17 protein-coding genes are annotated in these 18,956 nt (G+C 67.1%); 10 read left to right on the top strand and 7 right to left on the bottom strand.

The genetic code is table 11. From position 1 onward, the window contains the following. Window positions 1-320 precede the first annotated feature (320 nt). Complete coding sequence (locus IDF66_RS14355; RefSeq protein WP_164310381.1) at window positions 321-755, top strand: hemophore-related protein; 435 nt, start codon at window positions 321-323, stop codon at window positions 753-755. Between the two features lie 48 nt (window positions 756-803). On the opposite strand, the gene IDF66_RS14360 is transcribed toward IDF66_RS14355, so the two are convergent. Both IDF66_RS14360 and IDF66_RS14365 read right to left on the bottom strand, forming a co-directional pair. Then, window positions 804-1,370, bottom strand: coding sequence for a nitroreductase family protein (locus IDF66_RS14360; RefSeq protein ID WP_190267355.1), 567 nt, complete (start codon window positions 1,368-1,370; stop codon window positions 804-806). 28 nt (window positions 1,371-1,398) lie between these two features. After that, window positions 1,399-2,922, bottom strand: a complete 1,524-nt coding sequence (locus IDF66_RS14365; protein WP_190267356.1) for an MFS transporter — start codon at window positions 2,920-2,922, stop codon at window positions 1,399-1,401. Between the two features lie 168 nt (window positions 2,923-3,090). Between IDF66_RS14365 and IDF66_RS14370 the strand changes: the two genes are divergently transcribed. Then, the gene (locus IDF66_RS14370; RefSeq protein ID WP_164310384.1) at window positions 3,091-3,801 is read left to right on the top strand and encodes a TetR/AcrR family transcriptional regulator; all 711 of its coding nucleotides are present in this window, start codon (window positions 3,091-3,093) and stop codon (window positions 3,799-3,801) included. Here the strand turns inward: IDF66_RS14370 and IDF66_RS14375 are convergent. Then, entirely contained in the window at window positions 3,770-5,245 is a 1,476-nt protein-coding gene (locus IDF66_RS14375; RefSeq protein ID WP_190267357.1) for an MFS transporter, read from the bottom strand. The genes IDF66_RS14370 and IDF66_RS14375 overlap by 32 nt on opposite strands. A gap of 142 nt (window positions 5,246-5,387) precedes the next feature. On the opposite strand from IDF66_RS14375, the gene IDF66_RS14380 reads away from it, so the two are divergent. Continuing rightward, window positions 5,388-6,014 (top strand): TetR/AcrR family transcriptional regulator, encoded by a 627-nt coding sequence (locus IDF66_RS14380; protein ID WP_164310386.1) that lies wholly within the window; start codon window positions 5,388-5,390, stop codon window positions 6,012-6,014. A 321-nt stretch (window positions 6,015-6,335) separates the two neighbouring features. Here IDF66_RS14380 and IDF66_RS14385 read toward each other — a convergent pair whose 3' ends face one another. Continuing rightward, window positions 6,336-7,610 carry a zinc-binding metallopeptidase family protein gene (locus tag IDF66_RS14385; RefSeq protein WP_387998353.1) on the bottom strand — a complete coding sequence of 425 codons (1,275 nt, stop codon included), beginning with the start codon at window positions 7,608-7,610 and terminating at the stop codon, window positions 6,336-6,338. A gap of 261 nt (window positions 7,611-7,871) precedes the next feature. Here IDF66_RS14385 and IDF66_RS14390 point away from each other — a divergent pair, with 261 nt between their 5' ends. Beyond that, on the top strand, window positions 7,872-9,137 hold the full coding sequence (locus IDF66_RS14390; RefSeq protein WP_164310387.1) for an aspartate kinase: 1,266 nt from the start codon (window positions 7,872-7,874) through the stop codon (window positions 9,135-9,137). Window positions 9,138-9,139: 2 nt separating this feature from the next. After that, window positions 9,140-10,165, top strand: coding sequence for an aspartate-semialdehyde dehydrogenase (locus IDF66_RS14395; protein ID WP_164310388.1), 1,026 nt, complete (start codon window positions 9,140-9,142; stop codon window positions 10,163-10,165). 11 nt (window positions 10,166-10,176) lie between these two features. On the opposite strand, the gene IDF66_RS14400 is transcribed toward IDF66_RS14395, so the two are convergent. Further along, complete coding sequence (locus IDF66_RS14400) at window positions 10,177-10,890, bottom strand: FadR/GntR family transcriptional regulator (protein ID WP_190267358.1); 714 nt, start codon at window positions 10,888-10,890, stop codon at window positions 10,177-10,179. 125 nt (window positions 10,891-11,015) lie between these two features. Between IDF66_RS14400 and IDF66_RS14405 the strand changes: the two genes are divergently transcribed. The 5 genes from IDF66_RS14405 to IDF66_RS14425 all read left to right on the top strand — a co-directional run bounded on the left by IDF66_RS14405 (window position 11,016) and on the right by IDF66_RS14425 (window position 16,457). Beyond that, window positions 11,016-11,522, top strand: coding sequence for a gluconokinase (locus IDF66_RS14405; protein ID WP_190267359.1), 507 nt, complete (start codon window positions 11,016-11,018; stop codon window positions 11,520-11,522). Between the two features lie 8 nt (window positions 11,523-11,530). After that, window positions 11,531-12,922, top strand: coding sequence for a GntP family permease (locus IDF66_RS14410; RefSeq protein ID WP_190267360.1), 1,392 nt, complete (start codon window positions 11,531-11,533; stop codon window positions 12,920-12,922). Window positions 12,923-12,979: 57 nt separating this feature from the next. Next, window positions 12,980-14,278, top strand: a complete 1,299-nt coding sequence (locus tag IDF66_RS14415) for a lipase family protein (protein WP_417398482.1) — start codon at window positions 12,980-12,982, stop codon at window positions 14,276-14,278. Between the two features lie 90 nt (window positions 14,279-14,368). Next, the gene (locus tag IDF66_RS14420) at window positions 14,369-15,766 is read left to right on the top strand and encodes a hypothetical protein (protein WP_190267511.1); all 1,398 of its coding nucleotides are present in this window, start codon (window positions 14,369-14,371) and stop codon (window positions 15,764-15,766) included. A gap of 40 nt (window positions 15,767-15,806) precedes the next feature. After that, on the top strand, window positions 15,807-16,457 hold the full coding sequence (locus IDF66_RS14425) for a hypothetical protein (protein ID WP_190267361.1): 651 nt from the start codon (window positions 15,807-15,809) through the stop codon (window positions 16,455-16,457). A gap of 36 nt (window positions 16,458-16,493) precedes the next feature. Here the strand turns inward: IDF66_RS14425 and IDF66_RS14430 are convergent, their stop codons facing one another. Then, window positions 16,494-17,780, bottom strand: a complete 1,287-nt coding sequence (locus IDF66_RS14430; RefSeq protein ID WP_190267362.1) for an amidohydrolase family protein — start codon at window positions 17,778-17,780, stop codon at window positions 16,494-16,496. Further along, window positions 17,777-18,820, bottom strand: a complete 1,044-nt coding sequence (locus IDF66_RS14435; protein ID WP_190267363.1) for an isopenicillin N synthase family dioxygenase — start codon at window positions 18,818-18,820, stop codon at window positions 17,777-17,779. Before IDF66_RS14435 ends, IDF66_RS14430 begins: the two co-directional genes overlap by 4 nt. Window positions 18,821-18,956 lie beyond the last annotated feature (136 nt).

Here is an 18,956-nt window from a genome sequence, read left to right on the forward strand (position 1 = left end):
AGGGCCGGTCATTCAGACCCCGCCGCGGCAACCGAGAAGGAGCGCGCGCTGCATGTCTCGGACTGTACTCCCCACCGATGGTGCCGATCAAATGCCGTCGGCCCCGGGGCCGGGTGGGCGCAATCGCCGCCGGTGGATTCCGACATGGGGGCACAAACCCGGCAAAAAGGCTCTGACCAGCGAGAAATATGCGCGGACTGTTGGGCGATTCTCAGTTGTATCTCATGTGGCGCCGCTAGTTTTCGTCGCATGCCCGGCCCGTCGGGCCGTGCATGTCACGCGACGGCTCTGCCGTTCGACCGACAACAAAGGATGTGTACATGACTCAGTCAACTCGCCCCGGAAAGCGGTTCGCCCGCGGTGTCGCCTGCAGCGTCGCCGGTGCAGGCATCGCGTCGGCCATCGCGGTCGGAGGCGTCGCGACTGCGGCCCCGACGACGCCCGCGCCGCACTCGAGCGTGCCGGGTACCCATTGCAGCGTGTCCCAGGTGGAGAGCGCTCTCGCGAAGCAGGACCCGGCATTGTGGAAGCGCATCGACGGCAACCCGAAGATGAAGAAGCACTTCGAGTCGGCGATGACTATGACGAAGGATCAGAAGCAGGCCAAGCGCGCGGAGTTCCGCAAGAACCACCCGACCCGCGCGTCGATCAGACAGTTCATGCGGGATCACCACATCATGCCGCCCATGCGTACGGAGATGAAGAAGAACCACGACGCGATCATGAAGGCCAAGGCGACCTGCGAGCAGTTCTGATCGTTCCGGTGTCCCTGACCCGGTGTGCCCCTGATCGGGTGCGCGGGGTCAGGGACTTCCGAAGGCGTGACCCCAGGTCTCGCTGAACGCCACCTCGTCGAGCGGTAGTCGGGTGCGCGGGCGTTCGTCACGCTCGCGGATCTCGGGCGCCACGGTCGCGGGATCGGCGAGCCTGCCGATGCCCAGCAGGACCAACGGTCGGCGGTCGTCGGGGATGGCGAACAACTCCCTCACACGAGTGGGGTCGAACCCGGCCATCGGGTGACCGTTGAACCCGAGATCCGCGGCTTGCAGGATCATCTGTGCCACCGCGAGTCCCGTGTCGACCGCGGCGTAGGTACGGGCCTTCTCGTCGTCGGGTTCGGCGGCCGTGCACACCAGGACCAACGCCGCCGACGCAGGCGCCCACCCGATGTTTCCGCGGGTCAGGGCATCGGTGAGCTTCACGAACGTGGCATCGCCCCGGACCCCGACGACGAACCGGACCGGCTGGACCCGACCCCAGGTCGGCGCCCAACGGCCGGCCTCCAGGATCAAGGTCACGTCGTCGGTGGAGATCGTCGCGCCGGGGTCGTAGCCTCTCGCGCTCCAGCGTCCTTCGATCAGTTCGTGCACGAGGGCAAGGCTAACGCCTCCGACCCGATCAGTCCTGCCGCACGTCGGCCGCGGTGCGCTCGCGCATGACGACGGTCAGCACGACCGCGAGTGCGCCGAGTGCGATCACGCTCGCGAGGGATGCGGCATGCATCCCGTCCACGTAGGCGTTGCGTGCCGCGTCCGCCAATCCTGTTCCGCCGTCGCCCATCTCGAGGGCGCGGTGCATCGTGTCACCGAGGGTGTCGCCGAAGGTCCAGCCATCGGAATTCTCCCGGAACACCAGCGTTGCCAGCGAGCCGAGCAGCGCGAGCCCCAGTGCGGTGCCCAGTTCGAAGCTCGTCTCGGAGATCCCCGATGCCGCACCCGAGCGCTCGACCGGTACCGATCCGACCACCACATCGGAGACCAGGCTGAACTGGATGCCGTAACCGATGCCCGCGATCGAGGTGAACACGAGGTAGATCCACAGCGGGCTGGACATCGACAGCGCGAGCAGGCCGAGGTTGCCGACCGCTGCGAGCAGCACCGACCCGACAAAGGCGGCCCGTAGCCCGAGCGCCGCGACGACCCGGGACGCACCGATCGAGAAGACCGCCACCGCGACCGCCATCGGCAGCCCCGCGAGTGCCGCGGTGAGGACATCGAACCCACGAACCGACTGCAGGTAGACGCCGGTGAGGTACGACATCCCGCCGAGTGCCATCATGCCGACCAGCGCCACCGAGACAGCGGCGCTGAACTGCGGGTTCCGGAACAAGGCGAGGTCGAGCAGTGGTGCGGCCACCCGCCTTTGATGGGCCAGGAACAGCGCGAGCATCACGACGCCGAAGACGCCGATCGCGACGACCGTTCCGCTGATGCCGTCGGCCGCCATCGTCTTCACCGCGTAGACGAGCGGCAGGATGCCCAGCATCGACAGGGCCACGCCGACCACGTCGAACCGTGTGGTGTTGGGCGCGCGGTACTCGGGCACCAGTCGAGGACCGGCGATGAACAGCACCGCCAGCACCGGCACGTTGATGAGGAACACGACGCCCCACCAGAAGTGGTGCAGCAGCACGCCGCCGATCACCGGACCGAGCGCACTGCCGCCGGCGAACGCGGCCGTCCAGACGCCGATCGCCCTGGCCCGGTCCCGGGCATTCGGGAACATATTGGCGATCAGCGACAGGCTCGAGGGCATGAGCGTCGCGCCGCCGACGCCCATCAGGGCGCGGGCGGCGATGAGCACACCGGCAGTGGGTGCGAATGCGGCAATCACCGAGGCGACACCGAACAGCGCCGCGCCGGCCAACAGGATGCGCCGACGACCGAGGCGATCGCCCACGTTGCCCATCGTGATGAGCAGGCCGGCGATGAGGAATCCGTAGATGTCGAGGATCCAGAGCTGCTGGGCGGCGGACGGGTCGAGGGCTTCGGTGATCGCCGGAATGGCCAGGTAGAGGACCGAGAAGTCCATCGACACCAGCAACACGGGGAGAGTGAGGACACCGAGTCCCCACCACATGCGTCGGTCGGCGCCGGAAGGATCCCGTTGGCGCTGATCTGACGATGGGATGAGGGTGGACATGTCGAACTCTCCTGGATCTCGCAATACTGGCGAAGGCGTACGCCGCCCGTTGGCCGCGTACGCCGTACGCCTCGAAGGGTACGAGAATGGGTACGCTGTACGCAAGTGAAATATTCCCACAGGTCACCGGGGTGATCGGTGGGCGACATCGGGGAGAGGGAGCGACGATTGCCGTCTGACGAGAAATCCGCTGCGGACAAGTCCGCGGTCGGCGCGAAGCTGACTCTCGAAGCGATCGTCGATGCCGCGATCGACGTCGCCGACCGGGACGGCATCGGCGCGTTGTCGATGCGCAGGATCGCCGACCAACTCGGCGTCGGCGCGATGTCGCTGTACCGGCACGTCGATGACAAGGACGCTCTGCTCCAGCAGATGTCGGAGGAGATCGGCAGGCGGTTCCCGTACCCGGTCGACGAGGCAGAGCCGTCGTCGTGGCAGGAGCGGGTACGGATCATCGTCGAGATCGACTGGGAGTTGTATCGCCGCCACCCCTGGGTGGTGCTCGCCTACTCGTCACCCAGGCACAGCTTCGGTGATGAGTCCCTGCGCTGTCTGGACTGGTTCGCCGCGGGCTTCCTGGATCTCGGTGTCGACCTCGTCGAGGCCACCGGGATGGCGCTCGCGGTCTGGACGCACGTGCACGGCGTCGCGCTGGTGGCCGTCAGCGACGACCTGCTGCGCACCGAGAAACCCTCGGAGCGGCCGGACGGACTCGAGGACCTGATCGGTGGCCGGAGCAAGGCCGTGGCGCCGCATCTCTCCGAACTGTCCGGATGTGACACGGCGCCACGGCTTCTCGATCCGCGATCCCGCCTCGATGACGGGATCGCCTATCTGTGTGCCGGATTCACTGCACGGGGGCGGCAGGCGCAGGAGTAGGCGTCCGACGCTCACCTTGGGTGATCGCCATCAGCACCGCACCAACCGTGAGCAGGATGGCGGCTGCCAGCACCGTCACCGTCATGCCGTGTGCGAAGGTGGTCGTCGAGGGTGAGAGGCCGCGTGTCGCGGCCCCGAACACGGCGACCATGATGGCGAGACCGACGGTGCCGCCCAATTGTTGTGCGGTGTTGACCAGCCCGGATGCGGCTCCGGCGTCGTCGGGGTGCACCCCCCGCAGCGCCGCGGTGGTCAGCGACAGGAACGCCGTGCCGCCGCCGGCGCCGATGAGCACGAACGGTCCAAGCAGAGCGAGATACGGTGTCTGGGCATCGAGGGTGGTCAGCCAGAACAGTCCCGCTGCCGCCACCGAGAACGCGGTGATGAGGAGGGCTCGCGTGGTGAACCGCCCCACCAGTATGCGGGCGGTCACCTGTGAGGCGGCAAAGGTGGCCACCGTCATCGGGAGGTAGGCGACGCCGGTCTCCAGCGGACCGTAGTGCAGGACCTCCTGTAGATACTGGGTCAGGAAGAACATGATGCCCATGAACCCGGCGACCATCACCAGCCGGCCCAGGTGGGCCGAGCTGCGAGAAACGCTTGCGAACAGCCGCAGTGGCGTGATGGGTTGTGGTGCACGGCTTTCGGTGTAGACGAAGCCGATCAGGAAGGCGAATCCGATGATCAGCGCCACGATCGTCACCGATGATGACCACCCGTGCTCGGCAGCGTTGACCAGACCGTAGACGATCGCTCCGATACCTGCCGTCGAGTACAGGGCGCCCTGGAGGTCGAACGCCCCCGGCTGGGCCGTGGTTCGTGGCAGCGACAGCAGGCCGGCGACGATCACGACCGCACCGATGGGCACGTTGACGAAGAACACCCAGCGCCAGTCCAGCCATTGCACGAGGGCGCCGCCGAGCACGAGTCCCAACGAGAATCCGCCGATCGACACCGCGGTGAACAGCGCCAATGCGCGAGTCCGTTGGTGTCCCTCGGGGAATCGGGTCATCAGCAGGGCCAGCGCGGCCGGCGCGGCGAGTGCGGCGCCGACGCCCTGAAATGCCCGGGCCACCAACAGCATCGAGGTGTCCGTGGCGAAACCGCCGAACATCGATGCCGCGACGAACAGGCTGAGTCCGCCGAGGAAGGTGCCCCGACGACCCAGGATGTCGCCGAGTCGGGCGCCGAGGAGGAGCAGGCCACCGAAGGTGAGGGTGTAGGCGTTGAGGACCCAGGACAGACTCGAGGTCGAGAAGCCAAGGGACCGTTGGATATCTGGTAGGGCGACGTTGACGATCGTCGCGTCCACGACCACCATCAGCTGGCATCCGAGAACCGCGAGGAGAACCAGTGCGTCGGTGTTGATCCGTGACCGCAACCGGTGGGTCCGCGACGGTTGTCCCGGAATCCGGATGCGTTCGAGGGATGGCGAAAGAGACATTGATGAGCTCTTTTCGAGTAGGGATTGTGGAGTACACTCAGCGGTGAAACGGAAGCTTCCTCCGATTAATATACGGAGGATTCCTCCGTTTAGCAACAGCAGCGTGGAACTCGTGCTGTACCGACCGTGAGGAGTGGATGTCGTGGGCGCCCGATCCCGTCCTGCCGCGAAGACCGTCGACGAGACGAATGCGCCGGCTCCGACATCCCAGCGGCCCACCCGGGCGGATGCGGCCCGCAACTACGACAAGTTGGTCGCAGCGGCGCAGGAACTGTTCGCCACCGAAGGCACCGACGTCGCCCTGGACAAGGTCGCCGCCGAGGCCGGGGTGGGTGTGGGGACGCTCTATCGCCATTTCCCGAACCGCGCCGCGTTGCTCGAGGCGACGTTCCGCAGCTACTCGGCGCAGATCGTCGCCGACGGCTGGCGTCTGCTGGACAGCGAGTCCGCCGTCGCCGCACTCGAGGGCATGTTCGCCGCCTATATGGCGACCGCGGGAACGAAGCGTGGGATGCGCGAGGCCATCCTCGTCGCGGTCGGCAATGATGCCCCGGTCTTCGAGGAGACCCGCACCAACTCGCGGGAACTGATGACCGCGATCCTCGAGGCCGGTCGGCGCAGTGGAGATTTTCGCGACGACGTGGAACCGGCCGACATCACGCGTCTGATGGGCGGTTTGTCGATGACGTGCGTGGCAGAGGACACCGAGGAGACCCGCAGGCGGCTGATCGGTGTGGTCCTCGACGGTCTGCGACCGCGGGGGCGGTGATCGGTAGGCCTGCGAACGAGAGCCGGGTCGTGCCACCACCCCCCGCTGGTCGAGCCACCACCCGCCCTGCCGGTCGTGCCACCACCCGCCCTGCCGGTCGAGTAGTCGCGAGGAACGAGCGACGTATCGAGACCGCGCGCGATCTCGATACGCGCTCACTCCGTTCGCGCTACTCGATCGGCGGATGGGGCGCTCACTCCGTTCGCGCTACTCGATCGGCGGGTGGGGCGCTCACTCCGTTCGCGCTACTCGATCGGCGGGTGGGGCGCTCACTCCGTTCGCGCTACTCGATCGGCGGGTGGGGCGCTCACTCCGTTCGCGCTACATCGCGTGTGGGTACACCGTGAGCATGTGAGCTCCGAACCACGCGCTGCCGATGACGATCGGCACCATCGTCGCGATCCCGACGGCTGGGCGCCAGCGGGCGAGGACCATCGCGACGGGTACCAACAGGACAAAGGCCGGTAGGAGCAGTCGGGCGCGGCTCATCATCAGCCCGCTCGACAACACGATGGACGCGATGACCAGCGCACCGTAGAGCAGCACGGGCCACGGCAGCCTCGACCACGCCGCGATGACCAGCATCGCCATCGTCGACAGGATGATCCAGGCGGACGCCACCGGCGCGACCTCCCCTGCGTGCACGAGTGCATCGTTCACGAAGTCGAAGGTGGCGCGGCCCCAGTCGAACTCGGTGCCCCAGCCGACGGTCTGGATGGTGAACCATCCCGTCGGCGATCCGGTGTGGGCCCACACGACGGCAAGGTAGCCGAGATACCCGAGAGGACTGATCACCACCGCCGCCCACGCCCGCCAGCCGTCGCGTCGCGCCAGCAGTGCGGCCAGCATCACCACTCCGATCAGCACCATCGCGGTGGGCCTGCTGGCGCCGGCGAGGCACGCGCAGATGCCTGCCAGCAGCCAGTTCCGCTCCAGGATGCCGATCAGCGCCCAGACCGCGAGGGCGCAGAACAGCGCTTCGGTGTAGGCCATGTTCAGCACCACCGACATCGGCGTCGCGGCGAAGAGGGCGACCAGGAACAGGCCCGTGCGACGGGGATCGGCCGCTCCGATCGGGGACTTGTCGGCCATCGCGCGGGCGCACAGGGCGCCGAGGCGGGCAGCACCCACTGCGGCGATGCAGCCCAGGACCAGATTCACCGTGATCGCCGCTCCGTAGGGAGTGATCAGCGGCAACTTCGCCACGGCGCCGACCAGCATCGGATAACCGGGGAAGAAGGCATACGCGGTGTCCGAGGTGTGCAGGCCACGGGCGTCGGTCTGGGTGAACGGAACGTCGGAGTATCCGTATTGGGCGATCGCCACCATCCACTTGCCGTCCCAGAGCCACAGCGCGTCGCCGAGCGTGGTGTCCCGAAGCGCAGCGAAACGCGCGAGAACCAGGATCCCGACAGCGCGGATGGCGAGGAACAGCAGGACGGGCTGGAGCCAGGTCCGGACCGGCGTGCGACGGCCCAGCCTCGGGCGGGACGGGTGGTCGTCGGAGCCCTTCCGCGCTGTGCGTTGACCCGGCCGACGGTCATCTGGTTCACGACGACCAGCAGGGGTCGTGCCGACGTCGGTTCCAGTTGCCACCTGAGCGATGTTAGGGCGGCGCGACCGCCGACGACCAGAAGACCGTCCGACTCCGGGTGTCCACCGGACTTTCTGCACGTCCGGCGCTCGCACCCACGTCGTGTCTGGCCTGCGCGAACGGCGCTCGATTCGGGCGCTTACCGCGCCGTCGGTAAGGTGATGCCCGCAAGGAAGGCCCCGAATGCTCAATCGGAGACCGATCCCGAGCAGGGGCGATGCATCCGAACCGATGCATCCGACAATCCCGGAAGGTGGTTCGACGTGGCACTCGTTGTGCAGAAATACGGCGGATCGTCGGTCGCGACGGCCGAGCGCATCCGTCGGGTCGCCGAACGCATCGTCGAGACCAAGAAACAAGGCAACGACGTGGTCGTGGTGGTGTCCGCGATGGGCGACACCACAGACGAATTGCTCGACCTCGCGAACCAGGTGTGCCCCGCGCCGCCTGCGCGGGAGATGGACATGCTGCTGACGTCCGGCGAGCGCATCTCCAACGCGCTGGTCGCCATGGCCATCAGCTCCCTCGGTGCGCAGGCGCAGTCGTTCACCGGCTCGCAGGCAGGTGTGATCACCACCGGCACCCATGGCGCCGCGAAGATCATCGACGTGACGCCCGGTCGTGTCCGCAGCGCCCTCGATGACGGCAAGATCGTCCTGGTCGCCGGATTCCAGGGTGTCTCCCAGGACACCAAGGACGTCACCACGCTCGGCCGTGGTGGCTCCGACACGACCGCCGTCGCGCTGGCCGCGGCGTTGAAGGCCGATGTCTGCGAGATCTACACCGACGTCGACGGCATCTACACCGCCGACCCGCGCATCGTGCCGAACGCGCGCCATCTGCAGACCGTCTCCTTCGAGGAGATGCTCGAGATGGCGGCGTGCGGTGCGAAGGTCCTGATGTTGCGTTGTGTGGAATACGCACGCCGATACAACGTTCCCGTTCACGTGCGCTCGTCGTACTCGACAAAACCCGGCACGATGGTGGCCGGCTCGATGGAGGACATTCCAGTGGAAGAAGCGATTCTCACCGGAGTTGCACACGACCGCAGCGAGGCGAAGGTCACCGTGGTCGGTCTCGATGACAAGCCGGGATACGCCGCCAAGGTGTTCCGGGCCGTCGCCGAGGCGGACATCAACATCGACATGGTGTTGCAGAACGTCTCCAAGGTGGACACCGGCAAGACCGACATCACGTTCACCCTGCCGCGTGAGCTCGGCCCGACCGCGGTGGAGAAGCTGACCAAGCTGCAGAACGAGATCGGCTTCACCGAGTTGCTCTTCGACGACCACATCGGCAAGGTCTCCCTCGTCGGTGCGGGTATGAAGAGCCACCCGGGCGTGACCGCGACCTTCTGCGAGGCATTGTCGGATGCCGGCATCAACATCGAACTGATCTCCACCTCGGAGATCCGCATCTCGGTCCTCTGCCGTGACACCGAACTCGACGACGCCGTGCGCGCACTGCATCAGGCCTTCGACCTCGGCGGCGAAGAAGAAGCCGTCGTCTACGCAGGAACGGGGCGGTAGGCGTGGGTATCAGCATCGGAGTTGTCGGCGCGACCGGTCAGGTCGGCGGCGTCATGCGGACCCTGTTGGCGGAACGCAAGTTCCCCGCCGACGAGGTGCGATTCTTCGCGTCGGCGCGGTCGGCAGGCAAGAAGCTGCCGTGGGGCGACGGCGAGATCGTGGTCGAGGATGCCGCGACAGCAGATCCGTCCGGCCTCGACATCGCGCTGTTCTCCGCAGGCGGCACGATGTCGAAGGAGCAGGCGCCGAGGTTCGCCGCGGCCGGCGTCACCGTCATCGACAACTCGTCGGCCTGGCGCAAGGATCCCGACGTCCCGCTGATCGTCGCGGAGGTCAACGGCGAACTCGCGAAGAATCCCCCGAAGGGCATCATCGCGAACCCGAACTGCACCACGATGGCCGCGATGCCGGTACTCAAGCCGCTGCATGATGCCGCGGGCCTGCAGCGCCTGGTCGTGTCGTCGTATCAGGCGGTCTCGGGCAGCGGACTGGCAGGCGTCGAGGAACTCGCGGGGCAGATCCGCGCCGGCGCAGACGACGCCGAGAAGCTGGTCCTCGATGGTGGCGCGGTGTCGTTCCCGGAGCCGGTCAAGTATGTCGCGCCGATCGCCTACAACGTGGTCGCCCTCGCGGGTTCGCTGGTGGACGACGGGTCGGGCGAGACCGACGAGGACCAGAAGCTGCGCAACGAGTCACGCAAGATCCTCGACATCCCGGGTCTGCTCGTCAGTGGCACCTGCGTGCGCGTGCCGGTGTTCACCGGCCACTCGCTGTCCATCAACGCCGAGTTCGCGAATCCGCTCTCGCCGGAACAGGCCAGGGAGATCCTGGGCGGCGCAGCCGGTGTCGAGGTGGTCGATGTGCCGACGCCGCTCGACGCGGCAGGCAAGGACGTCTCACTGGTGGGCCGGATCCGTCAGGACGAGGGTGCACCCGAGGGCCGTGGGCTGGCGCTCTTCGTGTCCGGCGACAACCTGCGAAAGGGTGCCGCCCTCAACACGATCCAGATCGCCGAACTGCTGGTCTGAAGGGCGCTCGCTCAGGAATCCGTCGGTTCGACGACGGCAGACGCCGCTTCGACGATGATCGCCCGCATCGCGGTCTCCGCCGCCACCGGATCTCCGAGCCGGATGGCGCGGGCGACATCGTCGTGCAGCGCAATGGCTTCCGGATTGGGCCGGTCGGGCATCATGCCGTGATGGGTCCGACCGGCCAGCACCTCGTAGACCACCTCGGCGAGCGCGCGGAACATCTCGTTGCCGCTGGCCTCGAGGAGTCCGCGATGAAAGATCTTGTCGGCCAACAGATACGCGTCGAGATCGCCGGTGCGACCATGCACGGCCATGTCCGACGCCGCCGCCGCCAGGATGCGGCACTGATGTTCGTCGGCGCGTTCGGCGGCCAGCGCGGCGGCCACCGGTTCGAAGCCCCTGCGTAGTTCGGAGAGCGTCAGCAAGAACTCGGTGCGGTCGTCGCCGTCGAGGCGCCAGCGGATCAGTCGCGGGTCGAACACGCTCCACCGCGTCCGCGGCTGGATGGTGATCCCGACGCGACGTCGGGATGCGACCATCCCCATCGACTCCAGCACCCGGATCACCTCACGCGCGACGGTCCGTGAGACGCCGTGCTCGGCGCAGATCCCGTCCAGCGTCAGCACGCTGCCGACGGGTTGCGCACCCGAGACGATGGGCCGGCCGACCGCGCCGAGGATCTGGTCGTGCAGCTCTCCCGCCCCTGATGTGTCCTGACTCACGATTTCATCTTCTCATTAGCACCGCTTGCACACCAATTGGCATACGTATTAGACCGACCTATTGCAAAAGTAATACGTTTAAGGCACTCTCTGTGACCAGCGGCACAGCGACGTGAGGAGTGCAGATGCGATCACCAGTGGTGGTGATGGGAGTTTCCGGATCCGGGAAGTCGACGGTCGGAGCGGCGTTGGCCCAGCGCCTGAGGGTGCCGTTCGCCGACGCCGACGACTTCCACTCGCCGGAGAACATCGCCAAGATGTCGGCCGGACATCCGCTCGACGACGATGACCGGCGTCCGTGGCTCGAGGCCATCGGGGACTGGCTCGCCGATCACGCCGACGGTGGCGTGATGAGCTGTTCCGCGCTGAAGCGCGCCTACCGGGACGTGCTGCGCACGCATGCGCCGACGGTGTGCTTCGCACATCTCGACGGTTCGATGGAGGTCATCGCACGCCGACAATCCGCACGTCCCGGGCACTTCATGCCGCCGGCGCTGCTCGAGTCGCAGTTCGCCACGCTCGAGCCGCTCGGTCCCGGTGAACGGGGCGTGGTGATCGACGTCGATCAGAGCATCGACGCGATCGTCGACGACTTCGTCGGTGCGCTCTCGATCGGGGAGGCGAACTCATGATCTCGACCATGACGTCGACAGCATTGCTCGCCGCCGACGCCGAACTCCCCGAACCGGTTGCCGGTGGCGGTCAACTCGTCATCGCCGCAATCGCCGGGATCGCGGTCATCGTCCTCGCGATCACCGTCGGCAAGGTCCATCCTTTCCTCGCCCTCATCGGTGGCGGTGCAACCGTGGGACTCGTTGCCGGCGAAACGGTTCCGAAAGTCATCGAATCCTTCACCGACGGCTTCGGCACGACCGCCGCCGGAGTGGGCATCCTGATCGCACTCGGAGCCATGTTCGCCAAGCTCCTCGCCGACTCGGGTGGTGCCGACCAGATCGTCGACACGATTGTCGGGCACGCATCGCCGCGCATGCTGCCGTGGGCGATGGCCCTCGTGGGCGCGATCATCGGGCTCCCGATGTTCTTCGAGATCGGGCTCGTGTTGCTCATGCCGGTGATCTATCTGGTGGCCCGACGATCCGGTCTGGGACTGATCACGATCGGCATCCCGGCACTCGCCGGTCTCTCGGCGATGCACGGATTCGTCCCGCCGCATCCGGGTCCGCTTGTCGCCATCGACGCCCTCGGTGCCGATCTCGGTACCACCCTCGCCCTCGGAGTGGTGGTGGCCATCCCCACGATCATCGTGTCGGGCCCGCTGTTCGGGGTGCTGGCGGGTCGCTGGGTGACGGTCCCGGTACCGGACACGTTCGACGCGGATCCCGCAGACGGTGCGACCACGAGACGGCCGAGCTTCGCGATCACGATGTTCAGCGTCCTGCTGCCCGTCGTCCTCATGCTCGGCAAGGCTCTCGCCGAGATCTTCGTCGACGACGAGGATCAGATCGTGCGGCGGGTGCTCGACATCCTCGGGACACCCCTCGTGGCGCTGCTCATCGCTGTCGTCGTGGGGATGTTCACCCTCGGCCGCGGGTCGGGAATGGATCGCGAGACGATCTCCACATGCACGGGTGCCGCGCTGCCCGCCATCGCAGGCATCCTGCTGATCGTGGCGGCGGGCGGCGGTTTCAAGCAGGCCCTGGTGGACACGGGTATCGGGACGTTGCTCGCCGATTGGGCCAAGGACGCGAACATCTCGGTGATCTTGCTCGCCTGGGTTCTCGCGGCACTCATCCGCCTCGCGACCGGGTCTGCCACCGTCGCGACGATCACGGCGTCCTCGTTGATGCTCGGACTCGTCGAGGGGCTGGGTTCCGGTGAGATCTCGTTGGTGGTCCTGGCCATCGGGGCAGGCTCGGTGTTCCTGTCCCATGTGAACGATGCAGGGTTCTGGCTGGTCAAGGAGTACTTCGGCATGAGTGTCGGGCAGACGTTCAAGACGTGGTCGGCGATGGAGACGCTGTTGTCGGTGTCGGGTCTGGTGGTGGTTCTGGCGTTGGGGCTCGTCATCTGATCGCCGGTAATGGCCCGGGTCACCTGACCAAGTTACTGTGCGGTAGCTTACTTCTCCATGAGACAGACACGGGGGAAATTCTCTCGGGCCCGGATGCGGCGCCCGAGTTCGGTGCTACGCCTGGCTGCGCTTGCGACCAGTGCCGTGCTCGCGGGCGCGGGCCTCACGATGGCCGCGCCCGCGGCGTCGGCGGCGGGCGACTTCTACACGCCACCGGCGTCGTTCGCGAGTGATCCGGGATCGGTCATCAAGAGTGAGCCCAGTCCGCTGCTCCTGCAGATCCCCGGAGTCGCCGGCCAGTGGCCGGGTACTGCGAAGCGCATCATGTACACCTCGAGCTACCAGGACGGGAAGCCGGTTGCGACGACGGGTACCGTCATCGAGCCGACGGCGCCGTGGCGTGGCAAGGGACAGCGGCCGACCGTTGTGGTGGGGCCTGGCACCATCGGTCAGGGCGACCAGTGCGCGGCCTCCAAGCTGATGGCGTTCCCGATGTCCGTGGATCTCACGAAACCCAGTGTCGCGGTGAACTATACGGCGCCGGAGATGTACCACATGCTCACCCATGGCGTGCGGGTCTTCGTGACCGACTACATCGGTATGGGCACACCGGGCATCCACACCTACGTCAACCGTCGAGAAACCGGCTACGCCATGCTCGACGGCGCCCGGGCGGCTCTGCGCGCATCCGGTGCGGCGACCGACTCGCCGGTCGGCTTCGCCGGATACTCGCAGGGTGGCGGCGCCGCGGCGTCGGCCGCCGAACTCGCCGAGACATATGCGCCCGATCTCAACGTTCGGGCGACCTATGCCGGGGCTCCGCCCGCCGATCTTTCCAAGGTCATCGGTGCCATCGACGGAACCACGATCGCGGGCGCGATCGGTTTCGCGATCAACGGTCTCACCGCCCGCTATCCGGTCGTGTCGAAGGTCGTGAGCGAGGAGACCAATCCGTCCGGACGTGCGGCGTTGCGCAAGATCTCCGGCCAGTGCATCGGTGACATCATCCTGAGCTTCGCGTTCCAGAACACGAAGAACTGGACGCGAACCGGCGAGCCGCTCGGCTCGGTCATCAATCGTTATCCCGAGGTGGAGAAGGTGGTTGCCGAACAGCGGATCGGGCACCTCAAGCCGAACGCCCCGGTGTTCCTCGAGGGTGGCCTCAACGACGATGTCATCCCGTACGGGCAGGTCTCCCAGCTGGCACAGGACTGGCGCGCCCAGGGCGCCGACGTCCGCTTCGTCACCAATCCGACACCACCGATCCTGACGAAGACGATCGTGAACCATGTGGTGCCGATGTTGGCGACATTCCTGCCGGGGATGGATTTCATGCTCACCGAGTTCAACCGCTGAGTGCTGGAGATGCTTCCGACGCAGCGCAAAATGTGATGTGCTGTCGCGGTGTCGGGGCGTAATGCGTTGCGTGGTGTCGGTTCTCGGTGGATGGTGACGGTGGTCGCGGCCGTGGCTGTCGCGGTGGCGGCCGGGGGGACGGCCCAGGCCGCGCCCGCCGCGCCGCAGCCCGCCACGGGCGTCGGCCCGACCGGCACCTCGCTGATGCACGGAGACCTGTGGTCCACCGACTCGACGCCCTACCCCGGTCCGGGCCGGGGTGCACGGCTCGCGGCATCGTCGGTGCCCGGCGGAGCCTGCGCCGCAACGTTCATCGGGCGCGACGGCATGCCGGTGTCGCTGTGCACGCAGTTCGTCGGCGCCTCGCCGCCGTCGGTCGCCGTGCCCACGGTGACCCTGTTCGATCCGGCGACCGCTGCTCCCGTCGCACGTCTGCAACTGGCCAAGGGCGGCTTGCTCGGGGGCGTCTACGGCTACCTCGACGACCGGGACCGGGTGGTCGTGGCCGACGGGTCGGGCGCCATCCTCCGTGTCGCGCACCGGAAGACGGCACGCGGATGGCAGGTCTACATCGCTGAGCGGATCGATGTCGCGCAGCACATCCCGGCGGGGGACGCGATCACCGGCCTGGCGCCCGATTTCTCGGGACGGGTCTGGTTCGCGACGACCCACGGTGTCGTCGGGACAGTGGACGGGGACCGCACAGTCCGGTCGATGCATCTCCCGCGCGGGGAGGAACTCGGCAACGGGATCTCCGTCCGCGCAGACGGGGCCTCCGTCCTCACGACGCACGCGCTCTACGAGATGCGGGCAGGCGCGAACGGCGTCCCGCGAGTGGTGTGGCGCCGCGCATATGACCGGGGGACCGCCCGCATGCCCGGCCAGTTGACCTGGGGATCCGGCACCACGCCGACCTACTTCGGGCCCGGCGGCGATGGCTGGGTCGCGATCGTCGACAACGCCCGGCGGCCGCAGCTGATCGTCTACGACAGCGACACCGGCTCGACCGTCTGCCGGATGCCGGCCTTCGACCGATCCGGCCAGGGCACCGAGAACTCGCCGATGGCCTGGGGTGATTCGTTGGTCATCCCGAGCACCTACGGCTACCAGTACCCGCCGATGGCGGTCACCGGACCGAGCGTGCCTGCCAACGCGCCGTTCGTCGGTGGATCGACCCGCATCGACGTGTCCGCGCAGGGCTGCCGCCGGGTCTGGGAGAACAACGACCGGATCGCGACGCTGCCCAGGCTGTCGCGTGCCGACGGTCTCATCCACGCACTCGGCTACGGTCCGTACGTGCCGGGTGCGGTCCAGCAGCTCGGTCCCGTCGACTACGTGGCCACCGACTTCGCGACCGGACGCCGTGTCCGGACCCTGAAGGTCGGCGATGCGCCCATCGACGAGCCATTGGAGCTGACGGGGACCATCGCCCGCGACGGGACGATGTGGCAGGCGACCCTCGGCCGGATGCTGAAGATCGCTCGATGACCCGGCCGGGACGGCTCGTGGTGCATGGGACAATCGGCCCATGACCCAACCCGACGACCCCGATCGCATCCCGTCCCAGGCCGAGCTCGATGCGGAGGACCTGGCGGAGATCGCGCGGAGTTCGAAGGACCGCGACCAGGCGAATCTGTATCCGCCCCGTACCGACGACCCGGGGCCCGCGCCGGTGGCGCTCACACTGCACGCCCGCGTCGCGTTCTGGGGTGCGGCGGTGGCCGGCCTGCTCAGCGTCGTGTACGGCTTCGTCAACCTCGGACTGATCAGCGACGCACTGCGGCAACGACTGCTCGACGGTGTGATCGACGACCCGCGCAATGCGAGTTCGCAAGGTCAGGTCGACTCACTGGCCGGCTTCTTCCCGCCGTTCATGCTGATCATGATCGTCGTGTTCCTCGCCGTCGAATACGCGCTGCTCGTCGCCGCGGCGCATCACCACAGCCGCAACTGCCGGAACTTCTTCCTCGCGGCCGTGGTGGTCAACCTGCTGTGCATCCCGATCGGGATCGACCTGCTGTTCCAGTACCCGCAGGTGTGGTCGGCGATGGTCGTGATCTCGTGGATCCAGTTCGCGCTGCTGATCGTCGCGGCGATCTTCACCGTGCGCCGCAGCGTCAATCAATGGCTCCCGGAATCCACCCGGATGCGTCCGACGAAGATGATGCGGGCGCGGTGATCCCGATACGGCCTCGGCCGGCGCCTCGGGTCCCGATCACCGGAGCGCGAGCAACTCCTTGGTGAACTCCGCCTCGTCGATCCGGGTGCTGCGGCCATCCTCGACGACGATCTGCCCGTCGACCATCACGGTGTCGACGATCGACCGTGAGCCCGTCGTGAGCAGTGACGCCCCGGGATCCCGGACGGGCAGCGTCGCGTAGTCGCGGTCGAACCGGATCAGGGTCAGATCCGCAGGCGTCCCGACGGTCACGCCGCCGACCACCGCCGGCAGCCCCAGCGCGACGTTGGCGCCACCACAGGCGATGTCGAGCATCTCGCCGAAGCCCAACAGGTCGGCGCGCTTGTGCACCGCGCGCTGCACATAGGACGCGATCCGGAAGGTCTCGAGCATGTCCTGGGTGTCGTTGCTCGCGGCACCGTCGACACCGAGTCCCACGGCGAGTCCACGGTCGAGCATCGCCGGAACCGGTGCGACTCCACTGCCCAACCGCATGTTCGACAGCGGGTTGTGCGAGACGGCCACACCACGGTCGGCGAGGATGCCCTGACCGACGCCGTCGAGCTCGACGCAGTGGACGGCGAGTACCCGCTCCCACAGGAATCCGTTGCTGTCGAGGTACTCGACCGCGCCCATCCCGGCATGCTCGAGACACATCCGGTCATCGGTCGGTGTCTCCAGCAGGTGGATCGACACCGGCAGATCACGCGTCTGCGCGAACTCACGCAGGGCGATCATCCCGGTCTCGGTCACCGACCGGGGGTTGGGCACGGCGAGCGCGAGCGTGATCGGCATGCCTTCGACCTGAGTGCGTAAGTGATCGATGTGGTCGAGGACGTCGCCGAGTGGCTGCATCAGGCGCGGCTCGAAGCCCCATTTACGCGACGCATCACCACGATCCGCGACACCCCGTCCCAGTACGGCGCGAATCCCGGTGTCGCGCACTGCCTGGATCACCGCGCCGTGAACCTCGTCGGACGGATGCGGCCACATGTGTTCGACGACGGTCGTGGTGCCCGACCGCAGTGCTTCGAGACAGGCCGAAACGGCCGCGAGGTAGGCGCGCTCGGGCGTGATCGCGACCGATTCCTCACCGACCGCCAGCAGCCACTCGAGGAGCGGGGTGCATTCGGCGATCCCGCGCATCAGCGACTGCTGCAGATGCGTGTGCGTGTTGACGAATCCCGGTATCAGGAAACCGTTTCCGTCACCGGGAGTACTCGCGTCGCTGATCGCCGCGACGATCCCGTTCTCGATCCGGACATCCTGGTGCGCCACCCATCGTCCGCCGGTGTAGACGCTGACGTCGTCGAAGGTGTTCATTTCGCGAAGTTGGCCGCGATGCGCTGGGCGATGTAGTCGCCGCCGGTGATGGGTGGGTACTTGCCTGCCGCACTCTCGATGACCGCGTCGGTGTTCGCCTGGGCGAAGAACGCGATCGAGTAGCGCGGGCCGGTGTCCTCGCCTCGGCGCGGTGCCCGCACCCGGTGGAAGTTCGAGGGGAGGCGGTCGTCCGACCAGCGCATCAGCATGTCGCCGATGTTGCAGGTGATCGCGTCGTCGGACGGTTCCACCGGTGTCCAGGCCTGGCCCTGTGCTTCGGCGCCGGGAAGCACCTGCAGACCGCCCTGGCCGGTCCGCTGGAACAGCAGGGTGAGCGCATCGAAGTCCGTATGGGCACCGGCGCGCCACGCGTTGTCGGCATCGAGCAGGTCTTCGGGGAAAGCGTAGTAATGCAACAGGCGAAGCGTGCTCTGGTAGGTGTCGACGCCGGGATCATGTGCGCGGGTGAAGAACTCACTGTCGAACCCGAGCCTGGTTGCGAAACACCCGAGCAGATCCATCGCGAGGCGCCAGCATCTGCGCTCGAACTCGAGGATCGTCGTCCGGAATCCCGCGAGTTCGGTGTCGGACGGCCAGAGTCCGTCCATCCGGGGCAGGGTGAGCTGGTAGGACTCCTTCTGGTCGGGCGTGCCGACAGACGGGCGGACCTGGGACGTGTGTTCCCACCCGGCGTTCTGCCCCTTCTTCAACGGGTACTGCGCCTTGACGTCGCCGGGCAGTGCGAAGAACTTGGCGGACATGTCGAACGCGTGCGCCACCTCGTCGAGGTCGATGCCGTGGTCGACGACCTGGAAGAATCCGATATCTGTTGCTGCGGACCACAGTTCGTCGGTGATCTGTTCCCGTCGGGCATCGAAGTCGGCGAGGCTGATGCGACGGACCTCGCGGTCGGTGGTCTCGGTACCGAGACCACCCATGGATGCCTCGCGATTGAGTTCGGCCATCCCATAGGGCGCGTCCGGTCCGGACGTGGTGGCCTCGGGGCGGTGATCGTCGGACAGTGTGGTGATGTCGGACATGGGCGTTCTCTCTCGTGTGCGTGAGTCCGCGTGCGCTTTTCGACGCGACGCCTGAGAGGAGGGTCATCGCGGACGCGAACAGTGGGAACTCCGGCCCGCTGCTACACACGTTCTCGTCCATGACAGGTTAGGCCAC

Source organism: Gordonia hankookensis, assembly GCF_014673215.1.
Taxonomy (GTDB): Bacteria; Actinomycetota; Actinomycetes; order Mycobacteriales; family Mycobacteriaceae; genus Gordonia; species Gordonia hankookensis.